Raw genomic sequence first — 20,880 nt, forward strand, 5'->3', positions numbered from 1 at the left:
CGCGCGCCGGGTCCGGCGGGCCCTGGAACGCTACCGTGCCGCTCGTCCGTGCGCGAGGCCCCCGTCCGCGTCGCGCAGCTCAATGCGTCAGCACCACCTTCACGACGCCGATCACGAACGCCACGGCGGCGAGCACGATGCCGCCCCAGAGCCCGAGGAACGTCGGGCGCTTCCCGCTGAACCGCTGCATGAACACGCCGACCATGCCGATGCGGACGACGAGGATGACGAGCGCGGCCGTCTGCGCCCACGGCGCCGGGAGCCAACCGGCCCAGGCGACGGCGTAGAGCACGGCGGGGATGAGCCCGGACGTGGCGATCGGGTTCGCGTTCCGCACGATGGTGGCGACGGACTCCCGCCGGACCTCGTCGGACGCGTCGTCGTCCCCGAGTCCGTGCGCGACGAGGTGCGACAGCACGTGCGCGAGGTACGTGAGGACCGCGGTGCCGAGCACCGCCCAGACGGCGGAACCGTGGTGGATCGCCGTCGGGTCTACCGCGATCGCCGCGGCGAGGACCGTGATGTTGCCGTAGACGTACGAGGACATCCGGTCGCGCACCTGCTCGATCGGCAGGTCACGCCGGTCCGGACGGCCGCCACGGCGTCCGCCCGCTCGGTCCGGCAGTCGTCCTGTGCGTGGCATCTCCCCATCTTGGCCCCGGACGACATCGGCCCCGGCGGCGGGACACGCCGGGGAACGAACGCGGACGACCGCCACCGGGGTCATTTGGTTGACGCGTCAACCAAATGCGCGCACACTGGTCGCATGACCACGCAGGACCTCCTCGCCGCCGACACCTCGATGGGCGCCGTGACGCTCCGGGTCGCCGACCTCGACCGGATGATCGGCTACTACCGCGACGGCGTCCGGCTCACGCTCCTGTCGAACACCGGTGGCGTCGCCGTGCTCGGACGCGGCACGACACCGATCGTCGTCCTCGAGCACGCGCCCGAGATGCGGCACGCCGCACCGCGCGAGGCCGGCCTCTTCCACACCGCGATCCTGTTCGACACGAGGGCCGACCTGGCCGCCGCGCTGTACTCCGTCGCGACCCGGTACCCGCAGACCTTCACGGGCAGCGCCGACCACCTCGTGAGCAACGCCTTCTACTGCACCGATCCTGAGGGCAACGGCGTCGAGCTGTACTGGGACCGCGACCGCAGCGAGTGGTCGTGGACGCACGGCATGGTCGACATGGCCACCCTGTTCGTCGACCCGAACGCCTTCCTGCAGGAGCACCTCACGCAGGAGGCCCTCGACGACGCCGCGGCACGCCCCGGACGCGTCGGCCACGTGCACCTGTCCGTCGGCGACGTCACCACCGCGAAGGAGTTCTACGTCGACCGACTCGGCTTCGCGACGACCGCCGGATGGGGCGAGGCGCTGTTCGTCAGCGCCGGCGGCTACCACCACCACATGGCGATGAACACGTGGAACTCGCGCGGGGCAGGACGGCGCCAGCTCGGACTCGGACTCGGACTCGTCCGCATCGAGGTGCCCGGCGCCGACGACCTCGGCGCGCTCGTGTCCCGCATGCACGACACCGGCGTGCAGACCGCCGACGACGGCCGGACGGTGGCGTTCGAGGACCCGTGGGCGAACCGCATCGAGGTCACCGCTCCGGGACGGGGCTGATCCGGTACAGCCACCCGGCACCTCCGACAGGATGGGGTCATGACTGACGACATCCGGTGGGAGGTGGTCGAGGAGAGCACGCTGTCGCTCCCCGACCACGAGGCGATCGCAGCACTGCTCGCGCAGGCGTTCCCGGACTGGTCCCACTGGTACGTGGGCGGCCGCAGCTGGTCCGGCATGCAGCCCGAGCGGCGGGTCCTCGCCCGCGACCCGGACGGCGTCGTCCTGGCGCACGTCGGGATCCGCCGCATGTTCATCACGGTGGGCGGGCGCGACGTGCTCGTCGGCGACACCGGTCTCGTCGCCGTGTCGCCCAGGCTGCAGGGCTCGGGCAGAGGCCGGGAGCTCATGGAGCGCACGCACGCCGTGCTCGACGGGCTCGCGGTGCCGTACGGCTTCCTCGGTGCGGGCGAGAACCGCATCCCCTTCTACGCGAAGCTCGGCTGGCACGAGTTCCCCGAGGTCGTCGGCACCTTCTCGGCGTTCACCGCCGAGGGTGCCGGCATCACGAACACGGAGCAGGGCGGCTGGATGGTGCGGCCGGTGGCCGCGGCGCTCGAGGACTGGCCGGCCGGCCCGATCTGGCTGAACGGCCAGGAGGTCTAGAAGAGGACTGGGCACCTCCCCGAGGCGGCCCGACCTGGCTGAACGGCCAAGAGGTCGAGAAGAGGACTGGGCACCTCCCCGAGGCGGCCCGACCTGGCTGAACGGCCAAGAGGTCCAGGACCGGACCACGAACGGACGGGAGGCACGGTGCCAGCTGGCACCGTGCCTCCCGTCCGTCAGGTGGTGGAGCGGGGCTTACGCCTCGACCGCGACCTTCTCCGGGTCCTCGTTGGAACCCGGCGCGCTCGGCGCGACCGCCGCGCGCACGCGCGCGCCGAGGTCGGCGTCGACGTTCGTCCAGTACGCGAACACGCGCTCGCGCAGGTCGTCGCGCGTCACCTTCGAGACGTGCCCGGCGATGTTGCCGACCAGACGCTCGCGGGCGGCGTCGTCGAGGACCTCGCGGACGAGCGTGCCGGCCTGCCCGAAGTCGTCGTCCTCGGGGTGGAGGGTCGCGGCGGAGCGCTGCAGCGCGCCGTCGGACTCCCAACCGGGAGCCTCGTCGCTGGCGGCGGGGTCGGCGTGCGCACCACCGAGGGAGTTCGGCGCGTACACCGGCACCTCGGCCTTCTGGAAGTCGAAGCGCATGGCGCCGTCCTTCGAGTAGGAGTGCACCTCGTTCTTCGGGGCGTTCACCGGCAGCTGCGCGTGGTTCGTGCCGACACGGTAGCGGTGCGCGTCCGCGTAGCTGAAGATGCGCGCGAGGAGCATCTTGTCGGGGCTGGCCGCGATGCCCGGGACGAAGTTCGAGGGCGCGAAGGTCGCCTGCTCGATCTCGGCGAAGTAGTTCTCCGGGTTGCGGTTGAGCTCCATCGTGCCGACCTCGATGAGCGGGTAGTCGCCCTTCGGCCACACCTTCGTCAGGTCGAACGGGTTGAAGCGGTAGCTCGCGGCGTCCTCGTACGGCATGACCTGCACCTTGAGGGTCCAGCGCGGGAAGTCCTCGCGCTCGATCGCCGCGTGCAGGTCGCGGATGTGGAAGTCCGCGTCCTCGCCGGCGATGCGGTCGGCGTCCTCCTGCGTCAGGGTCTTGTGGCCCTGCTCGGTGATGAAGTGGTACTTCACCCAGAAGCGCTCGCCCGCTGCGTTGATCCACTGGTAGGTGTGCGACCCGAAGCCGTCCATCTCGCGCCAGCTCGCCGGCAGGCCACGGTCGCCCATGAGCCACGTGACCTGGTGCGCGGACTCGGGCGACAGGGTCCAGAAGTCCCACTGCATGTCGTGGTCGCGCAGGTGCGAACCGGGCAGACGCTTCTGCGAACGGATGAAGTCCGGGAACTTGATGCCGTCGCGGATGAAGAAGACGGGGGTGTTGTTGCCGACGAGGTCGTAGTTGCCCTCTTCGGTGTAGAACTTCAGCGCGAAGCCGCGCGGGTCGCGCCAGGTGTCCGGGGAGCCCTGCTCGCCGGCGACCGACGAGAAGCGCGCGAGCATCTCGGTCTGCTTGCCCGGCTGCAGGAACGCGGCGCGGGTGTACTTGCTGATGTCCTGCGTGACGGTGAACGTCCCGAAGGCGCCACCGCCCTTGGCGTGGACGACGCGCTCCGGCACACGCTCGCGGTTGAACTGGGCGAGCTTCTCGACCAGGTAGTGGTCGTGCAGCGCGAGGGGGCCGTCGGCCCCGACGCCCATCGAGTGCTCGTCGCTCGAGACGGGGGCGCCGGAGTTGGTCGTGGTGGTGGGGGTGCCGGACGGGGTGCCGGTCGTGTTCTGGTCGGACACGGTTCCTCCTTGGGTGGAACGGTTGGTTCGGTCAGGGGTGCTCGGGTTGCTCGTGGTCCCGGTTCGGTGCCGGGAGCGGGGACGACTGCGGATCGTCCCCGTGTCGGGGTGTCTGCGGTCGTCCCCGGGTCGGGGTGTCTGCGGTCAGGCCGGGACGGCCCCGGTGTCGTCGCGCTCGGCGGCGGCGCACTGCTCGCAGATGCCCCAGTAGGTGACCTCGGCCGTGGTGACGGCGAAGCCGTGGGTCTCGGACGGCGTGAGGCAGGGCGCGTGGCCGACGGCGCAGTCGACGTCCTCGATCGCGCCGCACATCGTGCAGACGATGTGGTGGTGGTTGTCACCGGTCCGCCGCTCGTACCGCGCGGGGCTGCCCGCCGGCTCGATCCGCCGCACCAACCCGACGCCGGTGAGCGCCGCAAGGACGCCGTAGACCGCCTGGTGACTGGTGGTCGGCAACTCGGCCGTGAGCGCGGTGACGATGTCGTCTGCCGTCGCGTGCGGCATCGTCGCGGTCGCCCGGAGGACCGCGAGCCGTGGCGTCGTGACCCGCAGGCCGGAGGCGCGGAGCAGATCGGCGTCGACGTCCATGCTGGGCCTTTCTTTTGCAGGAATCAAGACAACACCGTCACTGTACACCAGGCGGCCCACCCGGCCGGCGCGACCGCACCGCCCAGACGCATTCCCGGAGCGGAATACGATGTGTCACGATCCGGTCGCGATCACCTGCAACGCCCCTGGGAGTGCCCGATCCCGCGCTAGCGTCCCGCCATGTCCACGCAACAGGGCCTGCCGCAGCGGGTGAACCGTGCCGAGGACGTCCGGGGGATCATCGCGCAGCGGGACTTGGTCGTCGACCTCATCCGGACGGCCTGCGTCGTCCTCGTCGTCTTCGTGCACGTCACGATGGTCGGGGTCGCCGTGGGGGCGGACGGCATCGTGGTGACGAGTCCGCTCCAGGAGCTCCCCTGGTACGTCGCCGCGACCTGGGTCGGCCAGGTGATGCCGCTGTTCTTCGTGGTCGGCGGGTTCGCCAGCGCCGTGGGGTGGCGCTCCACGGTCGCGCGGGGCGGCGGCGCGCGCGACTTCGTCGCGACCCGACTCGTGCGGCTCTTCCGGCCCGCGATCCCCCTCTTCGCGGTGCTGGCGGTCGGCCTCGGCGTCGCCACCCTGCTCGGGACGCCGGCGGACCTGCTCGCCGAGGTGGCGTTCGGCATCGGCTCGCCGCTCTGGTTCCTCGCCGCGTACGGGATCACCCAGTGCTGCGTGCCGTTCATGATGCGCCTGCACGAGCGCGCTCCGTGGCGCACGCTCGTGGCACTGCTGGCCCTCGCCGCGGCCGTCGACGCCGTGCGCTTCGCCACCGGGACGGCCGAGGTGGGTCTGGTCAACCTCGGACCCGTGTGGCTCTTCGCGCAGCAGCTCGGGTTCCTCTGGGCCGATGGCTGGTTCGCCCGGCGCTCCCGCGTGCTGCTCGTCGCCGTCGCCGCGGCCGGGTACGGCGTGCTCGTGCCCCTGACGTCGATCGGGCTCTGGGCCCCGGACATGCTGCAGGACCTCAACCCGCCGATGCTGCCGCTCGCCGTGCTGGCGATCGCCCAGGCCTGCCTCGTCCAGGTCGTGCACGCACCGCTCGCACGACTCATGCGCACCCGGGCCGCACAGGCCACGGTGTTCCTGCTCGGCCGGGACGGGATGACGATCTACCTCTGGCACCTGCCGCTGTTCATCGCACTGAACGGCGTCGCCCTGCTCGTCGGCGTGCCGTTCCCGACGCCGGGCTCGCCGTCCTGGTGGGCGACCCGCGGCGTGGCCCTCGTCGTCCTGCTCGTGGTCGCGCTCGGCACAGCCCGCGCGCTCCGCCGCTTCGACCGGCCGCTCCCCCGGCTGGTCCCGGGCACCGATCGCCCGGCCTGGCCGGTGCTCGCCGTCGCGGCGCTCTGCACGATCGGTCCGGCCTTCGTGGTGATGCAGCTGCACCTGTCGTTCGGGGTGGCCGTGCTCGGCGCCCTCGCCGTCCCGGTCGGGGTCCACCTGTTGACCCGGACCGTGCCCGCTCGGAGCGCCGTCCGGATCTGAACCGGTTCTCACCGGCGGGGGACGGTCCGGGGCGCCGGGCGGGCGGAGGATTGTCGTCGGCAGCACGACCCGCAGGAGGCACCCCACGCCGTCGACACCCGAGTTCTGGAGCACGTGGCACCTCGATCCGCTCGCGGCCGTCCTCATCGCCGTGGCCGCGGTCACCTACGGCTGGTGGGTGGTGGGTGCCGCCCGTCGGGGCACCCGGTGGCCGTGGTGGCGGACGCTCGCCTTCGTCGGCGCGCTGGTCCTGTTCGGGATCCTGCAGTTCGGCATCGTGGGCATCCACGACCGGGACCTCCGGTGGGCGTTCGTGCTGCGGCTGGCCCTGCTCTTCTTCGCGGTCCCCACCTTCGCCGCGTTCGCCGCGCCCGTCTCGTTGCTCCGCTCGGGAGGCCCGGCTCGCCTCGCGCGCGCCGCCTCGGCAGCGCTCGCATCGCGTCCGGCGCGGTTCCTCGGCAACGCCATCGTGTCGCCCCTGGTCGCCCTCGCGCTGTTCTGCGTGCTGCTCACCCCGTTCTCGGCGACCATCCGCGAGTCCCCGGTGTGGGCGACCGCCATCACGGTGTTCGTGCCGGTGCTCGGGTTCGCACTGCTGACCCCGTTGTCCGAGCCGGGGATCCTGCGCTCGTCGACCTTCGTCACGGTGGAGTTCCTGCTCGCCTTCGTCGAGCTGATGGCGGACGCGATCCCGGGCATCGTGCTCCGGATCACGAACCACGTGCTCGACGGCTCGGTCACGCAGGCGGTCGGACAGCCCTGGTTCCCGTCGCCCCTGCGCGACCAGCACCTCGCCGGGGACCTGCTGTGGTTCATCGCCGAGGTCGCGGACGTCCCCGTGCTCATCTCGCTCTTCATCCGGTGGCAGCGGTCGGACCGCCGCGAGGCTCGCTCCGTCGACGCGCTCACCGACGAGGAGATGACCGAGCTCACCCGGGCGCACCTGCAGCGCCGCGGGTGACCGGGGCTCGACCGCGGACCGCCGACGCCGACGTCGACCGCCGGCGTCGACCGCGGACCGGCGGCCGCCGACGTCGACCGCGCACCGCCGGCCGCCGACGCCGAACGACGAGGTCGATGTCGTACGACGTCGAACTTGTCGCTTGCGGGCGGTCGCAACGATTGCGTTCGCGCACGAGCGACAACACCGCTGTCGTACGACATCGACGATGTCGCACCCGCACCGCCGCGCCGCCGCGCACCCGCACCGCCACACCGACACACACCCGCACCGCCGCACCGCCGAACTGCCGCACCGCCGCACCGCCCCGCACGCGCACAGGAGCCCCGCGCCGCACGGTGCGACGCGGGGCTCCTGCAGGACCCGGACTAGGCGTCCGCGTGCCGCCCGTGGTGGTCGGTCGCGGCGAGCTCGGCCTCGGCGGTCTCCGGAGCAGGGGCGGCGGCGTGCACACCGTGGCGCTGCTCGGCACCCGCTTCGTCACCCGCGGTCGAGGTCGAAGTGGACGACGCCGGCGACCCGTCGGACACCGCACCGCTCCGCTGCCACGCCACCGTCTGCTTCGGCTTCGCGAGGAACAGCGCGGCGACGATCGCGACCACGAGGACCACGGCCGGCAGGACGAGCGACTGCCCCATGGCGGTCGCGAACGGCTGCTGCAGGAAGCCCGGGAGCGTCCCGACCTGCTGCTCGGCCCCACCGGACGACCCACCCGCACCGGACGGGAAGTTCGCGGTGATGCGCGCCTCGATCAGGGCCGCGATGCCGGCCGAGCCGAGGACCGCACCGATCTGCCGCGTCGTGTTGTAGACACCGGAGCCGGCACCGGCGAGCTTCGGCGGGAGGTTCCGCGTCGCCGAGACCGAGAGCGGTCCCCACATGCAGGCGTTCGCGAGCCCGAGGAGCGTCGACGGCAGGAGCACCCAGCCCCAGTCGGCGCCGGAGGCCAGGAGCGAGCCGAACCAGAACAGCGCACCCGAGAAGCACGCGAGACCGAACGCCGCGACCCAGCGGAGGCTCCACCGGTTGAGGTTCTTGCCGACGAGCGGCGCGAGGCCGGCCGAGAGCACGGCCTGCGGCACGAGGAGCAGCGCCGCCTCGGTCGGGCTGAAGGCGAGCACGTCCTGCGCCCAGAGCATGATCGGCAGGGCGAACGACGAGATCGCGACGCCGACGGCGGTGATGGCGATGTTCGCGAGCGTGAAGTTGCGGTCCTTGAAGAGACCGAGCGGCAGGAGCGGCTCGCCCTTCTGCACACCCTGCCAGACCACGAAGGCGACGAGCACGACGATGCCGGCGATGATGAGCGACCAGACCGAGATGGGCCCGGTGATGGTGCCCCAGTCGTACGTCTCGCCTTCCTGGATGCCGAACACGAGCAGGAACATGCCGACGGCGCTCAGCACGATGCCCAGGGTGTCGAAGCGGTGTCCGTGCCGGTCGAACGTGGGGACGAACCGCTGCGCGAGCACGAACGCGACCACACCGACGGGGACGTTGACGAAGAAGATCCACTCCCAGCCGAAGCCGTCGACGAGCAGGCCGCCGACGATCGGGCCGACGAGCGAGGCGACACCGGCGACGGCACCCCAGAGGCCCATCGCGGCACCGCGGTTCTGCGGCGGGAAGATGCGGGTGATCACTGCCATCGTCTGCGGCGTCATCATCGCCGCGCCGAGCCCCTGCACGACGCGCGCCACGATGAGCAGCTCGATCGACCCGGCGAGACCGCACCAGAGGCTCGCGAGCGTGAAGACCACGAGGCCCGTCTGGTACATGACCTTCGGGCCGAAGCGGTCACCGAGCCGGCCGGTGATGAGCAGCGGCACGGCGTAGGCGAGCAGGTAGGCGCTCGTCACCCAGATGACGGAGTTGATGCTCGCGTCGAGCTTCGCGGCGATGGTCGGCGTCGCGACGGACACGATCGTCGAGTCGACGAGGATCATGAAGAAGCCGACGACGAGGGCCCAGAGGGCCGGCCACGGCTTCTTCTCGGTGGTGGTCGAGACGGAGGTCATCGAGTGGGTTCCTTGCTGTTCGTGGTGGTGTCTTCGTCGGTGGGGACGGCGGGGCCGTCCCAGGGGATGTCGCCGCTCGCGATCCGGTCGGCCGCGGCGTCGAGCCACTCGATCTGCGCGGTGAGCATGGCACGCACGTACGACACGTCGAGCCAGAAGCGGCTCGCGAGACGCTTGGCCTGGAGGCCCGTGGCGGCTTCGTCGTACTGCTCGCGTTCCGCGCGGAGCGCCCCGGCACGGGCCCGCAGGGCGGTCGCCGCGTCGGGTGCGCTCAGGTTGTCGACGTGCGAGAGGGCGAGCTGGAACTCGGGGTACTCGTCGGCGGGCTCGGCGATCATCCGGCGGAGGCCGTCCTCGAGCGCGGCACGCCCGTGGTCGGTGATCGCGTAGGTGGTGCGTTCGGGTCGGTTGCCCGCACGCGCGGTGCCGAGCGCCTCGGCGTACCCGAGGTCCACCAGACGACCGATCTGGTGGTAGAGCGTGCCGGGTCGGACCTTGACGTTCTGGTCCTCGCGGCGCTGCAGCATCGTCTGGAACATCTCGTAGGGGTGCATGGGCGCCTCGGCGAGGAGCCCGAGCGCGGCGAACGCGAGGGGCGTGAGCGACGCCATCCGTGCCTCCTGGGTTGGTCCGTACCGATTATTCCAAATGGAATGTACGCCTTCGACGACTTCTCCACAAGCGGTCGGGCGCGGCGCGCCCGCCGCTTAGACTGTTCTCGTCCCACCCATCCCCGAAGTGCTGGAGTGAACACGTGCCAACGATCGTCGTCGAGGTCATGCCCAAGGCCGAGATCCTCGACCCCCAGGGCAAGGCGGTGGGCAACGCGCTCGCCCGTCTCGGCAAGGCTGACCTGACCAACGTCCGCATCGGCAAGCGCTTCGAGGTGGCCGTCGACGGCCCGGTCGACGACCAGAAGCTCGCCGAGGTCCGCGAGATCGCCGCCGACGTCTTCTCCAACGCCGTCATCGAAGACGTCGTGTCGGTCACGGTCGAGGACGCGTGACCTCGATGCGGATCGGCGTCATCACGTTCCCGGGCTCGCTCGACGACCGCGACGCCCAGCGCGCCGTCCGTCTCGCGGGCGCGGACCCCGTCGCCCTCTGGCACGGCGACCACGACCTGCAGGGCGTCGACGCGATCGTGCTCCCCGGCGGGTTCTCCTACGGCGACTACCTGCGCGCCGGCGCCATCGCGGCGAAGGCCCCGATCATGGCCGAGGTCATCGACGCCGCCGGCAAGGGCATGCCCGTGCTCGGCATCTGCAACGGCTTCCAGATGCTCGCCGAGGCGCGGCTCGTGCCCGGTGCGCACACCCGCAACGCCCACCAGCAGTTCATCCGGCGCGACCAGAAGCTCCGCGTCGAGACGACCGCGACGGCGTGGACGAGCGGCTTCACCGCGCAGCAGGAGATCACCATCCCGCTGAAGAACGCCGACGGCCGCTTCGTCGCGGACGCCGACGAGATCAAGCGCATCGAGGACAACGGCCAGGTCGTGTTCCGCTACGTCGGCGTGAACCCGAACGGGTCGATCGACGACATCGCCGGCGTCTCGAACGAGCGTGGCAACGTCGTCGGTCTGATGCCGCACCCCGAGCACGCGACGGAGCCCGGGTTCGGCCCGGACACCCCCGCGGCGATGGCCTCCGGGACGGACGGCCTCACCTTCTTCACCTCCGTGATCGAGTCGACGCTCGTCAAGTGACGACGACTCCGACGACCACGACTCCAGTGACAGGGAACGACAACACCGTGACGACCTCCGTTCGCCCGAAGCCCGACACCGTCCAGGACGCCGCAGCCACCCCCGACAAGGAGCAGCCGTACGAGGCGCTCGGGCTGAAGGCGGACGAGTACGCGAAGATCCGCGAGATCCTCGGCCGCCGCCCCACCTCGGGCGAGCTGGCGATGTACTCCGTGATGTGGTCCGAGCACTGCTCGTACAAGTCCTCGAAGAACTACCTGCGTCAGTTCGGCAAGAAGGTCACGCCGGAGATGACGAAGAACCTCATGGTCGGCATGGGCGAGAACGCCGGTGTCATCGACGTCGGCAACGGCTGGGCGGTCACCTTCAAGGTCGAGTCGCACAACCACCCGTCCTACGTCGAGCCGTACCAGGGCGCCGCGACCGGTGTCGGCGGCATCGTCCGCGACATCATCTCGATGGGTGCCCGTCCGGTCGCCGTGATGGACCAGCTCCGCTTCGGTGCGATCGACCACGAGGACACGCAGCGCGTCGTGCACGGCGTCGTCGGCGGCATCTCGTTCTACGGCAACTGCCTCGGCCTGCCGAACATCGGTGGCGAGACCTACTTCGACCCGGTGTACCAGGGCAACCCGCTGGTGAACGCCCTCGCGGTCGGTGTCCTCCGCCACGAGGACCTGCACCTCGCGAACGCCTCGGGCGCCGGCAACAAGGTCGTGCTCTTCGGTGCCCGCACCGGTGGCGACGGCATCGGCGGCGCGTCGATCCTGGCGTCCGACACCTTCACCGAGGGCGGCCCGACCAAGCGCCCCGCGGTCCAGGTCGGCGACCCGTTCGCCGAGAAGGTCCTCATCGAGTGCTGCCTCGAGCTCTTCCAGCAGGAGCTCGTCGAGGGCATCCAGGACCTCGGTGCGGCCGGCATCTCGTGCGCGACGAGCGAGCTCGCGTCGAACGGCGACGGCGGCATGCACATCTCGCTCGACGACGTCCTGCTGCGCGACCCCACGCTCACCGCCGAGGAGATCCTCATGTCGGAGAGCCAGGAGCGCATGATGGCGGTCGTCCGCCCCGAGAAGCTCGACGAGTTCCTGCGCGTCGTCGGCAAGTGGGAGGTCGAGACCAGCGTCCTCGGCGAGGTCACCGGCACCGGCCGGCTCGTCATCGACTGGCAGGGCCAGGAGATCGTGAACGTCGACCCGCGCACGGTCGCCGTCGACGGCCCGGTCTACGACCGCCCGGTCGCGTACCCGACCTGGCTCGACGCGCTGCAGGCCGACTCGGCCGCGTCCCTCGACCGCCCGGCAGACGGCCCCGCGCTCAAGGCACAGTTCCTGCAGCTGCTCGGTTCGCCGAACCTCGCGTCGAAGAACTGGGTGACGAACCAGTACGACACCTACGTGCTCGGCAACACGGCGCTCTCCTTCCCAGACGACGGCGGAATGATCCGCGTCGACGAGGAGACCGGACTCGGCGTCACGATCGCCACCGACGCGAACGGTCGCTACTGCCAGCTCGACCCGAAGCAGGGCGCCCGCCTGGCCCTGGCCGAGGCGTACCGGAACGTCGCCGTCACCGGTGCCGTCCCCGCCGCCGTGACCGACTGCCTGAACTTCGGCTCCCCCGAGAACCCCGAGGTCATGTGGCAGTTCTCCGAGGCCGTCGAGGGCCTCGCAGACGGCTGCATGGAGCTCGGCATCCCGGTCACGGGCGGCAACGTGTCGTTCTACAACCAGACCGGCACCACGCCGATCCACCCGACCCCGGTCGTCGGTGTCCTCGGCGTGATCGAGGACGTCGCGCTGCGCGTGCCCTCCGGCTGGCAGGACGACGGCCACAACATCTACCTGCTCGGCACCACGAGCCTCGAGCTCGACGGCTCGGCGTGGGCCGGAACCGTGCACGGCCACCTCGGTGGTCGTCCGCCGGCGGTCGACCTCGCGCAGGAGAAGGCCCTCGCCGACCTCCTGCACGCCGCCGCGAACGAGCAGCTGCTGACGAGCGCCCACGACCTGGCGGACGGCGGCCTCGGCCAGTCGCTCGCCGAGTCCGTGCTCCGCTTCGGCCTGGGCGCGCGCGTGGTTCTCGACGAGGTCGAGGAGCGCGACGGCGTCGACACGGCGACCGCCCTGTTCTCCGAGTCGACCGGTCGCGTCATCGTGACGGTCCGGCGCGAGGACGACGTCCGGTTCCAGGGCCTCTGCGACGGCCGGGGCTTCCCGGTGCTCCGCATCGGCGTCACCGACGCCACGAGCGGGTCGCTCGAGGTCCAGGGCGCGTTCGAGGCGACGCTCGACGAGCTGCGCGGGACGCACGGTGCGACGCTGCCGAGCCGGTTCGGCGACGTCATCGTCGAGGACGTGACCGAGGGCTACGTCGGTCGGGGTCCGCTCGACGACCACGGCTCGTTCTCGCCGCGGACCGACTCCTGAACGGGTCGGACCGGAGCGCCACGACGACGGGCGTCGCCTGATGCCCGTCGTCACCCTGCCGTTCCGTGAACTCGTCGATCGCTTCGGCCCCGTGCCGGAGGGCATCGAGCTCGACGTGTGGGACGTCGAGGCACCGTACGGGCGCCCCGACGACGTCGCCATCGCGTTCCTGCCGTTCTACTTCGGTGGGCGGCACCGGTGGCCGTACGTGCACGACCTGCCGAACCTGCGGCTCCTGCAGCTGCCGAGCGCCGGGTACGAGCACGCGATCCCGCACGTCCCCGGGCACGCACAGCTCGCGAACGGCCGCGGGATCCACGACGACGAGACCGCCGAACTCGCGGTGGGCCTCGCCCTGACGTCGCTGCGCGAGCTCGGGGCGTTCCAGGCCGACCGTGCGAACGGCGTCTGGGACGCCCGGACCACCCGGTCCCTGGCGGACCGGCGCGTCACCGTGGTCGGCTACGGCGCCATCGGGTCCGCCATCGCGACCCGCTTCGACGCGTTCCGCACCGAGGTCACGGTGGTCGCGCGCACGGCACGCGAGCAGGACGGTCGGCAGGTGCACGCATTCGACGAGCTCCCGTCGCTCGCGGCGACGACCGACGTCCTCGTGCTCATCGCCCCGCTGACGGACGAGACCGAACGGCTGGTGGACGCCGACCTGCTCGCCGCGCTGCCCGACGGCGCCCTCGTGGTGAACGTCGCGCGCGGCAAGGTCGTCGACACCGACGCACTGGTCGCCGAGCTGCGCTCCGGACGCCTGTCGGCAGCCCTCGACGTCACCGATCCCGAGCCCCTGCCAGAGGGGCACGCGCTCTGGACCACGCCGAACACGGTGCTCACGCCGCACGTCGGCGGCAACACGGACCTCAGCGTGCCGCGCTCGATCGAGCTGATGCGTCGGCAGGTGGCCGCGCTGGCCGAGGGCCGCCCGTTCGAGAACGTCATCGACGCCTGACACACCGGCCGGTACCGGCCCGTGGCGAGCCGACCCGTGGCGAGCCGGCCCGGCCGGTGCCGGCTCGTGGCGAGCCGGCCCAGCGTGGTCGTCAGACCGGCACGATGCAGGTCGGCGTGCCGACCGCGATCTGTGCGACGGCCTCCCCCGGGACGCCGTCCGCACCGAGCGGCAGGACCGCGATCGCGTCGGACATCTGGTTCGCCACGAGGAGGAACCCGGGCACCCGCGCGAAGTGCCGGGGCCACACCCCGCCCGAGGACGCCGAGCCGACGACGGTCAGCCCGCCGTCGGACGCGTCGAGCACGACGACCAGGTCACGCCCGCGCACCGCGACGTACACGCGCCCGGCGTCGTCGACCTCGATGTGGCTGAGGAGCGACTCGCCGACCTCTCCGGTGAAGGTCGCCGCAGAGGCCAACGACACGAACGACCCCGACCCGTCGCGACGCAGGCGGTGGACCCGGCCGTCGAGTTCGCCGGCGACGAGGAGGTCGCCGTCGTACCAGGCGAGGTGCCGTGGCCCGACGCCGGGGGTGACGTGGTGGACGCGGACCTGCTCGATGCTCGGCGCGTCGGTGATCCGGAACTCGTGCAGCGCATCGCCGCCGAGGTCCGCCACGAGGACGGTGCCGTCGGGCGTCGCGACCGACTGGTGGGCGTGCGGACCCTCCTGCCGGTCCTCGATCGGGCCGGTGGTGTCCGGCAGGATCGCGGTGACGAGGGCGGAGACCGGCGCCGTCACCCGGTCGTCGCTGCCGTGCGGCACGACGACGTCGTCGCCGGCGTGGGTGCCGAGCATGCCGTCGCTGCCGAGCACCGACGCCGCGTGCGACTCGGCCGCCGCGAGTGCGACCGCCGTGACCGTCCCCGAGACGTAGTTCGTGACGACGAGCGTGCCGGACGGATCGACCCGGACGTGGCACGGGGCGTCCCCGCCGGCTGGCGCGTCCCAGAGGTGCTCGAGCGAGGCGCCGTCCCGGCGGAAGGCCGAGACACCGCCGTCGGCCGTCTCGGACACGGCGTAGACGCGGTCTCCCGAGACGGCGAGGAACGAGGGGTCGTCGATCACCGCGACGGTCCGAGCGGTCGGGGCGTCGCCGTCAGCGCCCCCGACCGGCCCGGCCGACACGACCGAGATGCCCGTCGCGTTCCCGCCGCCCGTGGCCGTGTACGAGCCGACGAGCAGGGTCGGGAGCGTGGCGCTCACTCGTCGCCGCCGGCGATCTGCTCGTGGTGGTGGATGACCTCGGCCACGATGAAGTTCAGGAACTTCTCCGCGAAGGCCGGGTCGAGGTGCGATTCGGCGGCGAGGGAGCGCAGCCGTGACACCTGGATCTGCTCGCGCCCGGGGTCGGCCGCCGGCATGCCCGCGGCGGCCTTGAGGTACCCCACGCGCTGGGTGTACTTGAACCGCTCGGCGAGCATGTGGATCACCGCGGCGTCGATGTTGTCGATGCTCTGGCGGATGCTGGCTAGTTCGGCGACGGCCGCCGGGTCGTACTGGGGCGTGGTGACGTCGTCGCTCATGTCACGAGCCTAACGGCCACGGCCGCGCGGAACGGCCCGGTTACGTGGGCGTCCGACGACCGCAACCTGAGGAAGACCTGAGCACGGCTTCGGAACTGCGAGAATGGAGTCCATGTCGGTCCTGCTCGTGATCTCGAGCGTGTTTGCGGTCCTCGCGGGCCTCGTGCACGTGTACATCTTCTTCCTCGAGTCCGTCGCCTGGACGAGTCCCCGGGTGCGCCGGATCTTCGGGCTGTCGTCGGAGACCGAGGTCCAGGCGACGCGCGCGATGGCGTTCAACCAGGGCTTCTACAACCTGTTCCTCGCGATCGGCGCGATCCTCGGTGTCGTGCTCGCGGTCACCGGCAACGGTGCCACGGGGTGGACGCTCGTGGTGTTCTCGACGGCGTCGATGCTCGGTGCCGCGGTGGTCCTGCTCGGGACGGGCCGCAAGTACCTCAACTCCGCGTTCTCGCAGGGGTCGTTCCCGCTGATCGCCCTGCTCTTCGCCTTCCTCGGCTCGACGTTCGGCGCCTGAGGCGGCAGCGTCCGGGCGGCCGGACGCCGACGCCGACTCGCGACGCGACCACACGACGACGGGAGGCGCGGTGCCAGCTGGCACCGCGCCTCCCGTCTGCAGTGTCGGCGTCAGCCGAGCTTCGCCTGGAACTCGTCCGGCAGCTTCTGCAGCGCCCACTCGATCGCCGCGGTGGTGCCCATCGAGAACGCCGAGGACACGTCGGGGTCGTCGAAGACGATCGCGTGCCCGGCCTCGACCGACGGCACCTTCTGGAACAGCGGGTCGCTCTCGGCCTTCGACGCATCGACGTAGATCGGCAGGATGAGCGTCAGGTCGGCGTTCAGCAGGTCGAGGTTCTCGTCCGACAGGTGCACCGAGAACGCCGTGCCGGCCTGCTCGTCGATCGCCTTCGGGATCGTGAAGCCGAGGTTCCGCATGAACGTCGAGCGGCTGTCGGTCGAGGCGTAGGCCCCGAAGCCCTCGGACGTGTAGGCGCCGACGACCGCCGACTTGCCCTCGAAGTCCGGGTGCGCCTTGCGGGCGGCGGCGTAGGCGTCGTCGAGACCGGCGAGGAGCTTCTTGCCCTCGGTCTCCTTGCCGAGCGCCTTCGCGATCATCGTGGTCTGCTGCTCGGTCGACGCGAGGTAGTTCTCGCCGCCCTTCGGGATCGCCACGGTCGGCGCGATCGCGGACAGCTTCGCGTACCGGTCCTTGTCGCCCGAGGACTTCACGTCGAGGATCACGTCCGGCTTGAGCTTGAGGATGTCCTCGTAGCTCGGCTCGAGCGTCTGGATGATCTTCGGCGACTTCGTGTACGCACCCTTGAGCCACGGTCCGACGCCGTCGCCACCGAACGCGAGCCAGTCACTCGCCCCGACCGGCTGCACGCCGAGTTCGAGTGCGGTCTCGGCGTCGCCCCAGCCGAGGGCGACGACGCGCTTCGGCTGGGAGTCGATCGTCGTGGTGCCGAGCGCGGTGGTGATGGACACCGGGAACTGGCCGTCCGCCGTCGTCGACGACGATGCGTCGTCGGACGAGGAGCCGGAACCGGAGGCGCAGCCGGCGAGGACGAGGGAGGCGGCGACGACGGCGCCCGCGGCAGCGAGCACGCGGCGGAGTCGGGAGGAGGAACGGATCACGTAGGTAAGGCTACCCTAAGACTTCTGCCGGTGGACCCTGGATAGGCTGACAGCGTGCACCTCTCCGAACCGCGTCGCGTCCGCCTCGCGGTGCTCGGCTCCCCCATCGCCCACTCCCTCTCCCCCACGCTGCACGCGGCGGCCTACGACGTGCTCGGGGTGCCGTTCACGTACGGGAGGCACGAGGTCGCGTCCGGTGGGCTGGACGCGTTCGTCGCGGGGCTGGGTCCCGACTGGCGCGGCCTGAGCCTGACCATGCCGCTCAAGCGCGAGGTCCTGCCGATGCTCGACCGGACGACGCCGCTCGTGGACGAGCTCGGGGTCGCCAACACGATCGCGTTCCGGACCGTCGGCGACACCGTCCTGCGGGAAGGCGCGAACACGGACGTCGAGGGCATCGTGCGCCCGGTCGAGGCGCTCGGACACCGACCCGGCGATGCGACGGTGCTCGGGGGCGGCGCGACGGCGGCCAGCGCCCTCACCGCTGCCGTCCGGCTCGGATCGTCGCACGTGCGGGTGTTCCTGCGGGACACCGCGAAGGCCGGACACCTCGTCGAGCTGGCCGTGCGGCTCGGGGTCCCGCTCGAGGTGCTCCCGTTGACCGAGCTGCCGGGGACCCGCCACGGCTTCGTCGTCTCGACACTGCCGGGCGGTGCGGCGGACGGGCTCGGCCTCGTGCCGTCGGGGCCCGACGCGGTGCTGTTCGACGTGGCCTACGAGCCGTGGCCGACCGTCGTCGCCTCACGGTGGGCGGATGCCGGCGGGCGCGTGCTGAACGGGCTCGACATGCTCGCCGAGCAGGCGCTCGGGCAGATCCGGTTCTTCCTGAGCGGTGACCAGGACGAGCTCCTGCCCGCCGAGGCCGACGTGCGGCGGGCGATGCGCGCCTCCGTGGGCCTGCCGGAGACCATCGGGGCCTGAGCGGCCGCCCGACCGTCAGCGACGGGACCGTGCCTCGGCGTCGAGCAGCGCGACCGACACGTCCCAGAGTCGCTCGGCGGCGGCTGGGTCGAGCGCCCACGGCAGCACGCCGTGCAGGCCGTCGGTGATGCGGTCGACGACCGTCGCCTCGTGGCAGTCCTCGAAGTACCGGCCGGTGACGCCGTCGAGCTCGGGCGCCGTCGCGAGCAGCACCGACGTCGCCGCACCCTGCTCCGGGGTCTTCACGACGTCCGCGGCCGAGGCCTTCGTCGCCGCGAGGACCTCGGGGTCCCAGTGCTTCTGCAGGCCGGTCCAGATCCCGCCGGGCATGCACGCGTTCGCGGTGATCCCGTCGTCGGCCCACCGGCGCCCGGCCTCGACCGCGAAGAGGACGTTCGCCGTCTTGGACTGGGCGTAGGCGAGACCGGGCACGTACGGGCGTCGCCGGAAGAACAGGTCGTCGAACACCACCGGCGAGCTGCCGTGACCGCTCGACGACAGCGCGACGATCCGCGCCCGGGGTGCGGCGGCGAGCGCGCCGTGCAGTCCGAGCGCCAGGGCGAGGTGCCCGAGGTGGTTCGTGGCGAACTGCGACTCCCACCCCGCCGACGTGTACGACTCCGGGCTGTCCATGACGCCGGCGTTGGCCACCAGGACGTCGAGCGGCCCGGACCACGCGGCCGTGAAGGCCTCGACGGACGCCGGATCGTCGAGGTGCAGCTCCGCCACGACGGGGGCGGCGCGTCCGGTGGTGTGCGCGATGTCCCGAGCGACCCGGTGCCCCGCCGCCACGTCCCGGACCGCCAGGGTGACGGCTGCACCCGCGCCGGCGAGCGCCCGGGCCGTCTCCACGCCGATGCCGGACGCCGCGCCGGTCACGACGGCCGTCCGCCCGCCGAGGTCGAGATCCGCCACGACCTCGGCGGCGGTGGTGCGGGCGCCGAAGGCGGCGAGGTCACGGTCCGGCACGGTGTGCTCCTGTCTGGGGACGCGCGCTCAGGCCACCGTGCCGTCCACGTAGGACCACCGGCCGTGCTCGCGCACGAAGTCGCTCGTCTCCTGGAGTGTGCCCCGCTCGTCGTCGGTCCGCCACCAGGCACGGAAGGCGACCGTGCCGCTGGCGTCGAACGGCCCGCCGGCCCGCGTCGACAGGATGTCCAACCGTGTCCAGCGCTGCGCCGGGTCGAGCTCGAGGGTCGCCGGACGGGTGCTCGAGTGCCACGTCTCCAGCAGGTACGCGGGTAGGCCGAGGGCGAACGCGCTGAACCGGGACCGCATGAGCCGCTCAGCCGTCGGAGCCGCGGCGCCGGCGTGCAGCGGTCCGCAGCACTCGCCGTACGGGTTGCCGCTCAGGCAGGGGCAGCGCGTCGCGTCCGTGACCACGGCAGGGACGCTAGTCGACGACGGACAGCGAGACGGTGATGTTGCCGCGGGTGGCGTTCGAGTACGGGCAGATCTCGTGCGCGCGCTCGGCGAGGCGCTGCCGCTGCTCCGGTGCCGCGGCCGGCGCGTAGACGTCGAGCTCCACCGCGAGCCCGAAGGCACCGTTGCCGGTGCCGCCGATGCCGACCTCGGCCGAGACCTCCGCGCCGGTGGTGTCGACGCCGAGCTCCTTGCCAGCGGCGTGCAGCGCACCGAGGAAGCACGCGGCGTACCCGGCGGCGAACAGCTGCTCGGGGTTCGTGCCCTCGCCGCTGCCGCCCATCTCCTGCGGCGGACGCGTGTCGAGGTCGAGGCGGTCGTCCTCGCTCCGCACGTGGCCGTCCCGGCCGCCTCCGGTGGCGTGGGCGGCGGCAGTGTAGACGATGTCGAGACTCATGACACGAGCGCACCGTGCGTTCCTGGACGATCCCTGGAGCGGCGCGGAACGGCGGGCGGTCGCTGCCCGCGGGTGTCGGCGCGTCGGGCGTGTCCGGGCCCTGCCGCTGTCAGCTTCGTGGAGTAGACGGAACCTCGTGTTCAGACTCGGGTGGCATGTGTACCGCCGCCGTCTGCCCGAGCTCGTCGACCGACGGGTGCACCGTCGTGTCGTGCGGGTCGGGATCGTCGTCGCGCTCGTCGCGCTGGTGGGGCTCCTGGTGCTCGCGGCGGTCTTCGAGCGGTCGAGTGGTGACGTCCCGGTGGCCGCCGGGATCGTCGTCGCGGTTTCGGGCGCGGCGGGCATCGGCTGCGTGGGCGCCGCCCTCACGCCGATCGGCCCGCGAGGGTGGACGATCCCGCCCGTACCCGGCATCGGGTGGCGCACGCAGGAGGCGATCGCCCGGTACTACCGGCACAGCCCGCCCCCGGTCGCGCCGGAGCACCGAGACGCGGTGCTGCAGGGCATGCCCGAGACCCGCGACCTGCTCGTCCGCTCGACGTACCGCTCACTGTTCCTCACGGGTGGGTGGATCGGCATCGTCCTCGGCACCCTGGTGTTGGACGTCGCATCCCCCGGGGACAGCGACGGCGTGATCCTGTTCCCGGGCGTCTGGCTCGTCTCCATCATGGTCACGACCGGCACCGGCATCATCGGCATACGGACGCTCGGGCGCCAGGAGCAGCTCCGTGTCGAGGCCGAGGCGCTGCCGCCGGTCCCGCCGGCACCGCGTCGCGGGCGTCCCGACGGTCCGAGCGGCAGCAAGCTGGCCCTGCCCGGCGAGTGACCGCGTGTCGGTGGCGCCGGGCACACTGGG

22 protein-coding genes are annotated in these 20,880 nt (G+C 71.8%); 11 read left to right on the forward strand and 11 right to left on the reverse strand.

Features of this window, described 5'->3' with window-relative positions:
- Positions 1-79: 79 nt before the first annotated feature.
- Positions 80-643, reverse strand: coding sequence for a hypothetical protein (locus ACQXVK_RS02835; RefSeq protein ID WP_402265112.1), 564 nt, complete (start codon positions 641-643; stop codon positions 80-82).
- Between the two features lie 123 nt (positions 644-766).
- On the opposite strand from ACQXVK_RS02835, the gene ACQXVK_RS02840 reads away from it, so the two are divergent.
- Together ACQXVK_RS02840 and ACQXVK_RS02845 are read left to right on the forward strand one after the other, a co-directional pair.
- A complete protein-coding gene (locus ACQXVK_RS02840; protein WP_430852606.1) occupies positions 767-1,636 on the forward strand; it encodes a VOC family protein in 870 nt (289 codons plus the stop codon).
- A 39-nt stretch (positions 1,637-1,675) separates the two neighbouring features.
- Positions 1,676-2,242 carry a GNAT family N-acetyltransferase gene (locus ACQXVK_RS02845; RefSeq protein WP_416395222.1) on the forward strand — a complete coding sequence of 189 codons (567 nt, stop codon included), beginning with the start codon at positions 1,676-1,678 and terminating at the stop codon, positions 2,240-2,242.
- A gap of 195 nt (positions 2,243-2,437) precedes the next feature.
- Here ACQXVK_RS02845 and ACQXVK_RS02850 read toward each other — a convergent pair whose 3' ends face one another.
- Both ACQXVK_RS02850 and ACQXVK_RS02855 read right to left on the reverse strand, forming a co-directional pair.
- On the reverse strand, positions 2,438-3,964 hold the full coding sequence (locus ACQXVK_RS02850) for a catalase (protein ID WP_416395224.1): 1,527 nt from the start codon (positions 3,962-3,964) through the stop codon (positions 2,438-2,440).
- A 144-nt stretch (positions 3,965-4,108) separates the two neighbouring features.
- Positions 4,109-4,552 carry a Fur family transcriptional regulator gene (locus ACQXVK_RS02855; RefSeq protein ID WP_022906722.1) on the reverse strand — a complete coding sequence of 148 codons (444 nt, stop codon included), beginning with the start codon at positions 4,550-4,552 and terminating at the stop codon, positions 4,109-4,111.
- Positions 4,553-4,732: 180 nt separating this feature from the next.
- Between ACQXVK_RS02855 and ACQXVK_RS02860 the strand changes: the two genes are divergently transcribed.
- Together ACQXVK_RS02860 and ACQXVK_RS02865 are read left to right on the forward strand one after the other, a co-directional pair.
- A complete protein-coding gene (locus tag ACQXVK_RS02860; protein ID WP_430852608.1) occupies positions 4,733-6,040 on the forward strand; it encodes an acyltransferase family protein in 1,308 nt (435 codons plus the stop codon).
- A 151-nt stretch (positions 6,041-6,191) separates the two neighbouring features.
- Complete coding sequence (locus tag ACQXVK_RS02865) at positions 6,192-7,001, forward strand: cytochrome c oxidase assembly protein (RefSeq protein WP_430852609.1); 810 nt, start codon at positions 6,192-6,194, stop codon at positions 6,999-7,001.
- A gap of 368 nt (positions 7,002-7,369) precedes the next feature.
- On the opposite strand, the gene ACQXVK_RS02870 is transcribed toward ACQXVK_RS02865, so the two are convergent.
- Positions 7,370-9,019, reverse strand: a complete 1,650-nt coding sequence (locus tag ACQXVK_RS02870) for a DHA2 family efflux MFS transporter permease subunit (RefSeq protein WP_430852610.1) — start codon at positions 9,017-9,019, stop codon at positions 7,370-7,372.
- Entirely contained in the window at positions 9,016-9,630 is a 615-nt protein-coding gene (locus ACQXVK_RS02875) for a PadR family transcriptional regulator (protein ID WP_402265127.1), read from the reverse strand. Before ACQXVK_RS02875 ends, ACQXVK_RS02870 begins: the two co-directional genes overlap by 4 nt.
- A 143-nt stretch (positions 9,631-9,773) precedes the next feature.
- Here ACQXVK_RS02875 and purS point away from each other — a divergent pair, with 143 nt between their 5' ends.
- Genes purS through ACQXVK_RS02895 form a run of 4 tightly spaced genes read left to right on the forward strand, consistent with a single transcriptional unit; the run spans position 9,774 to position 14,116 of the window.
- Positions 9,774-10,025 (forward strand): phosphoribosylformylglycinamidine synthase subunit PurS, encoded by a 252-nt coding sequence (gene purS, locus ACQXVK_RS02880; RefSeq protein ID WP_022907996.1) that lies wholly within the window; start codon positions 9,774-9,776, stop codon positions 10,023-10,025.
- Between the two features lie 5 nt (positions 10,026-10,030).
- Complete coding sequence (gene purQ / locus ACQXVK_RS02885) at positions 10,031-10,726, forward strand: phosphoribosylformylglycinamidine synthase subunit PurQ (protein WP_031263015.1); 696 nt, start codon at positions 10,031-10,033, stop codon at positions 10,724-10,726.
- A gap of 47 nt (positions 10,727-10,773) precedes the next feature.
- Positions 10,774-13,155, forward strand: coding sequence for a phosphoribosylformylglycinamidine synthase subunit PurL (gene purL / locus ACQXVK_RS02890; protein ID WP_430852612.1), 2,382 nt, complete (start codon positions 10,774-10,776; stop codon positions 13,153-13,155).
- Between the two features lie 40 nt (positions 13,156-13,195).
- A complete protein-coding gene (locus tag ACQXVK_RS02895; RefSeq protein ID WP_430852613.1) occupies positions 13,196-14,116 on the forward strand; it encodes a 2-hydroxyacid dehydrogenase in 921 nt (306 codons plus the stop codon).
- Between the two features lie 91 nt (positions 14,117-14,207).
- On the opposite strand, the gene ACQXVK_RS02900 is transcribed toward ACQXVK_RS02895, so the two are convergent.
- On the reverse strand, positions 14,208-15,326 hold the full coding sequence (locus ACQXVK_RS02900; RefSeq protein ID WP_430852614.1) for a lactonase family protein: 1,119 nt from the start codon (positions 15,324-15,326) through the stop codon (positions 14,208-14,210).
- Entirely contained in the window at positions 15,323-15,646 is a 324-nt protein-coding gene (locus ACQXVK_RS02905; RefSeq protein ID WP_022908001.1) for a chorismate mutase, read from the reverse strand. The genes ACQXVK_RS02900 and ACQXVK_RS02905 overlap by 4 nt, the downstream gene beginning before the upstream one ends.
- Before the next feature lie 112 nt (positions 15,647-15,758).
- On the opposite strand from ACQXVK_RS02905, the gene ACQXVK_RS02910 reads away from it, so the two are divergent.
- Positions 15,759-16,163: a DUF1304 domain-containing protein gene (locus ACQXVK_RS02910; protein ID WP_187290535.1), complete on the forward strand. Its 405-nt coding sequence runs from the start codon at positions 15,759-15,761 to the stop codon at positions 16,161-16,163.
- Positions 16,164-16,273: 110 nt separating this feature from the next.
- On the opposite strand, the gene ACQXVK_RS02915 is transcribed toward ACQXVK_RS02910, so the two are convergent.
- A complete protein-coding gene (locus ACQXVK_RS02915; RefSeq protein WP_031263017.1) occupies positions 16,274-17,284 on the reverse strand; it encodes an iron-siderophore ABC transporter substrate-binding protein in 1,011 nt (336 codons plus the stop codon).
- A 54-nt stretch (positions 17,285-17,338) separates the two neighbouring features.
- Here ACQXVK_RS02915 and ACQXVK_RS02920 point away from each other — a divergent pair, with 54 nt between their 5' ends.
- A complete protein-coding gene (locus tag ACQXVK_RS02920) occupies positions 17,339-18,205 on the forward strand; it encodes a shikimate dehydrogenase family protein (protein ID WP_430852616.1) in 867 nt (288 codons plus the stop codon).
- Between the two features lie 15 nt (positions 18,206-18,220).
- On the opposite strand, the gene ACQXVK_RS02925 is transcribed toward ACQXVK_RS02920, so the two are convergent.
- Genes ACQXVK_RS02925 through ACQXVK_RS02935 form a run of 3 tightly spaced genes read right to left on the reverse strand, consistent with a single transcriptional unit; the run spans position 18,221 to position 20,024 of the window.
- Positions 18,221-19,174, reverse strand: a complete 954-nt coding sequence (locus tag ACQXVK_RS02925; RefSeq protein ID WP_430852617.1) for an SDR family NAD(P)-dependent oxidoreductase — start codon at positions 19,172-19,174, stop codon at positions 18,221-18,223.
- 27 nt (positions 19,175-19,201) lie between these two features.
- Positions 19,202-19,588, reverse strand: coding sequence for a YchJ family protein (locus tag ACQXVK_RS02930; RefSeq protein WP_430852619.1), 387 nt, complete (start codon positions 19,586-19,588; stop codon positions 19,202-19,204).
- A 10-nt stretch (positions 19,589-19,598) separates the two neighbouring features.
- Entirely contained in the window at positions 19,599-20,024 is a 426-nt protein-coding gene (locus ACQXVK_RS02935) for an organic hydroperoxide resistance protein (RefSeq protein ID WP_402265152.1), read from the reverse strand.
- A gap of 136 nt (positions 20,025-20,160) precedes the next feature.
- Here ACQXVK_RS02935 and ACQXVK_RS02940 point away from each other — a divergent pair, with 136 nt between their 5' ends.
- On the forward strand, positions 20,161-20,850 hold the full coding sequence (locus ACQXVK_RS02940) for a hypothetical protein (protein ID WP_430852621.1): 690 nt from the start codon (positions 20,161-20,163) through the stop codon (positions 20,848-20,850).
- The last annotated feature ends 30 nt before the right edge of the window (positions 20,851-20,880 follow it).

Origin of the sequence: Curtobacterium sp. AB451 (assembly GCF_050585845.1) — a bacterium.
Lineage (GTDB): Bacteria > Actinomycetota > Actinomycetes > Actinomycetales > Microbacteriaceae > Curtobacterium.